The organism is Methylobacterium symbioticum (genome assembly GCF_902141845.1).
In the GTDB taxonomy this organism is placed as follows: Bacteria; Pseudomonadota; Alphaproteobacteria; order Rhizobiales; family Beijerinckiaceae; genus Methylobacterium; species Methylobacterium symbioticum.
In genome coordinates this window covers 1-3,733 of record NZ_CABFPH010000200.1, presented here as the reverse complement: position 1 = coordinate 3,733, position 3,733 = coordinate 1, and the positions used below count along the sequence as shown (strand labels likewise).

At 74.6% G+C, this 3,733-nt stretch carries 3 protein-coding genes and 1 pseudogene; 3 read left to right on the top strand and 1 reads right to left on the bottom strand.

The window, feature by feature from the left end; genetic code table 11:
• The coding region (locus MET9862_RS29755; RefSeq protein ID WP_438616664.1) for a hypothetical protein at positions 1-257 on the top strand (257 nt) is incomplete at its 5' end.
• Between the two features lie 218 nt (positions 258-475).
• Positions 476-2,632, top strand: coding sequence for a methyl-accepting chemotaxis protein (locus MET9862_RS28630; RefSeq protein ID WP_142586271.1), 2,157 nt, complete (start codon positions 476-478; stop codon positions 2,630-2,632).
• A gap of 79 nt (positions 2,633-2,711) precedes the next feature.
• Here MET9862_RS28630 and MET9862_RS28625 read toward each other — a convergent pair whose 3' ends face one another.
• The gene (locus MET9862_RS28625; protein ID WP_142586270.1) at positions 2,712-3,398 is read right to left on the bottom strand and encodes an RluA family pseudouridine synthase; all 687 of its coding nucleotides are present in this window, start codon (positions 3,396-3,398) and stop codon (positions 2,712-2,714) included.
• 61 nt (positions 3,399-3,459) lie between these two features.
• On the opposite strand from MET9862_RS28625, the pseudogene MET9862_RS28620 reads away from it, so the two are divergent.
• Positions 3,460-3,733 (top strand): annotated as a pseudogene (locus tag MET9862_RS28620) (signal recognition particle-docking protein FtsY); the annotation flags it as partial.

The following is a 3,733-nucleotide window of genomic DNA, read 5'->3' as shown; positions in this document are numbered from 1 at the left end:
CGCACCGCGCCGTGCGGGACGAGGATCGCGCCTGGCGCGAGGCCCAGACGCGCGCCGTGGCGGCCCGGCCCGCGGAGCCGGCCGCCGCGCCGGAGATGCCGGCCGATCCGGACGCGATCGATGCCGTTCTCGACGCCCTGCCGGAGGCGATCCTCGCAAGCTTCCGCGAGGAGCAGGAGCGCCTGCGGCAGGAGACGCTCGCTGCGGCCGAGGACGCCGCGATGCCGGTCGAGGACGCGCCGCGCCTCGCAGCGTGACAGGTTTCGGCTCAGGGCTGCTCCGATTTCGACACCGGGGACTGACCGAAATCGGAAGCCGAGTGCCGCAGACGGCCTTCCCGACCGTCTCGATCGCAATAAAATGCGCGTATTCAAATCATCACGCGAGCGGAATTGGCTCGGCCCTTAGTCGACGCTTAACCGCCCCCGCGACATAGACGCAATCTGCGCGTGCTCTGCCGAGGGGGAATAAACTCATGATCAACACGGCCCGCATCGGGATCCGCCTGCCTGCCGCCACGATCGGGCTTGCACTGCTCAGTGCCGCGGCGATGGGCGCGTTCAGCTGGTCGTCGGCGCGGTCCGGACTGATCGAGGCCTCCGATGCGCGCCTGCGCCTCGCGGCCGAGGCCCGCCGCGACGGGATCGAGCTGGTCGCCGACCGCCTGCAGGCGGATTTCCTCGCCGCGTCCGGGCATCCGCAGATCGTCTCCAACTTTCCCGACCTGATCGAGAACCTCGATCCGGCCCGGCCCGACCGCGACGCGGTCCTGGCGGCCTTCCGCGCCCCGGCCTCGCCCGAGGCACGCCTCGCCCTCGACAGCCCGCCCGGGAGCGGAATGTACGGGCGGCGGCACGGCAAGGTGCAGGAGGTGGCGCGTCAGGTCGTCGCCCAGCCGGGCTACGCCGACCTGATCTTCCTCGATGGCGCGGGGCGCATCGTCTACACGGCGACCAAGGGCGCGGATTTCGGCCGCAGCCTCGACGACGCCGACCTGAAGGGCAGCGGGCTCGCGCGCCTCGTCGAGCGCCTGAAGGATCCATCCGCGACGGGCGTCGCCTTCGAGGATTTCGCCGCCTACCCGGTCGGCCAGGGCCCCTCCGCCTTCATCGGCCGCGCCATGACGAAGCGCGCCAACGTGGCCATGGGCACGGCCCAGGCCGCGGAGCGGATCGGCACGATCGTGCTGCGGGTGAGCCCGACCTTGTTCGACCAGACGCTGGCCAAGCGCGCGGGCCTCGGCGAGACCGGCCAGATCCTGGCGGCCGGCGCCGACGGACGCCTGCGCTCGAACCCGCCGCTGAACGCGGCCGTGAAGGCCGGATCCCCGGTCGCGGAGATCGGGATCCAGGCCGACCGGCTCGGCGCGGGCGGAAGCTTCACCTATCCCGGCGCCGACGGGGTCCACCGGGCGGCCAGCGCCGCGGTGTCGGTCCTCGGCGCGCCCTGGACCGTGGTGGCCGAGCAGGCCGAGGCCGAGGCGGTGGCGCCGGTGCGCGCCCTCTCGCAGACGCTCGCGCTGATCGCGCTCGGCGTGCTCGCCGCCACGGCGCTGCTCGGCCTGCTCTTCGCCCGCTCGATCGTCCGCCCCCTCGGGGCGCTGACCCGGGCGCTGACCGCGCTCGCCGCCCGCGAGCCCCTCGCCGAGGTGCCGGGCAGCGCGCGCCGGGACGAGATCGGCGACATCGCCCGCGCCGTGGTGACGATCCGCGACATGTCGCTGGAGGAGGCGGCCCAGCAGCTCAAGACGACCGAGGCCGCGCGTCTGCGCGAGGAGCAGGCGCGCCGGACGCTGCTGCGCGACCTCGCCGACCGCTTCGAGCAGTCGGTCGGCGGCATCGTCGCCGGGGTGAGCGAGGCCGTCTCCGGCCTGCAGGGCTCGGCGGGATCGATGCGGCAGGCCGTCGAGGGGACCGCGCAGCGCTCGACCAGCGTGGCGAGCGCCGCCCACCAGACCGCCGGCAACGTCAACGCCGTGGCCGCGGCCGCGGAGGAGCTCGGCGCCACGGTGGCCGAGATCGGCCGGCAGGTCGAGCAGGCGACCGGCCTGTCCGCCACCGCCGTGCAGACCGCCGGCCGCACCGAAGCGACCATGGCGACGCTCGCCTCCGCGGCGACCCGGATCGGCGACGTGGTCGGCCTCGTCTCGCAGATCGCCGAGCAGACGAACCTGCTGGCGCTCAACGCCACCATCGAGGCGGCCCGCGCGGGCGAGGCCGGCCGCGGCTTCGCGGTGGTCGCCGCCGAGGTGAAGGAACTCGCCGCCCAGACCAGCCGGGCAACCGGCGAGATCGGCCAGCAGATCGCCGAGATCCAGGCCTCGACGACGGGCGCCTCGCAGGCGATCCAAGAGATCGCCGGGCAGATCGACGCGATGAGCCGCGTCACCGCCAGCATCGCGGCGGCGGTCGAGGAGCAGGGCGCCACCACGCAGGAGATCGTGCGCAGCATGAGCCAGGCCTCGGCCGGCACGGGCGAGGTCACGGGCAACATCGCCGAGGTGGCCCAGGCCGCCGAGGCGGCGGGCTTCGCCGCGGCCTCCGTGGCCAGCGGAGCCGATTCCCTCGCGGCGCAGTCCGCCGCGCTCCGCACCGAGGTCGCGCAGTTCCTCGCCAGCGTCCGCGCGGCCTGATCCGCGTGCCCGATCCGGGAGGCCGGAGGGATCATCCCTCCGGCGGGGGATCGGGGCGGCGCCCCGATCGATCCCGGGATCAGGCGAGGCCGCAGGCGGCCAGCGCCGGGCGCATGTGCTCGGGCGCCGGCGCCTCCGCCTGCACGGGATCGCGCTTCGGATAGAGCGGGATCGACAGCGCCCGGGCATGCAGGTGCAGAGCGCCCCCGCGCGGCCCGCTCCCGTAGATCGGGTCGCCGAGGATCGGCCAGCCGGATTCCGCGCAATGCACGCGGAGCTGGTGCGTCCGCCCGGTGACCGGCCTCAGTTCCAGCCAGGTGCGGGCGCCGTCGCGGCCGAGCACCTGCCAATGGGTCAGGGCCGGGTCGCCGGCCGGGTCGGCCTTCATCCACCACGAGCGCGGATCGGGCGAGCGCCGGGCGAGCGGCATGTCAATGCTGCCGCTCTCCGCAGCGGGACTGCCCTCCACCACCGCCCAGTAGGTCTTCTGCACGGAGGCGCCGGCAAACAGCTTGCCGAGCCGCGCGAGCGCCTTGGCATGGCGGCCCAAAGCGAGGCAGCCGGAGGTGTCGCGGTCGAGCCGGTGGACCGCCTCGGGCCGCCGGGGCAGGCCGAAGCGCAGGGCGTCGAGATGGTCGGTGAGCGTCTCGCCGCCCTTCGGGCCCGGATGGACCGGCAAACCCGCCGGCTTGTCGATGACGAGCAGCAGGGCATCGCGGTAGAGGAGGCGCGCGCCTATGTCAGGCAGCAGGGTCGGAGCGGACATCCGCTCCGGCTAGAGTATTTCTGCGCGTCGGGAAACGGGCGCGGCCAGCAGGGACCACACGATGAGCGAGGACAAGCCGGGCTGGTTCGGGCGCCTGTTCGGGCGCAAGGGGCCGCAGCCCGCGGAGCAGGCCGTCGACCAGCCCGTCGAGCCGCCGGCCGACTCGCCGGCCTCGCCCGCCGAAGGGCAGCCCGACTTCGCCACCGGCGCCGACGCGGTCGAGCAGGTGCCGCTGCCGCCGAGCGAGCCGGCCGCCGACGCGCCGGACCGCAACACGGTCCCCGACGGGATCGAGGGCGCCGACCTGCAGCCGATCGCGGGCGAGCCCGAGCGCC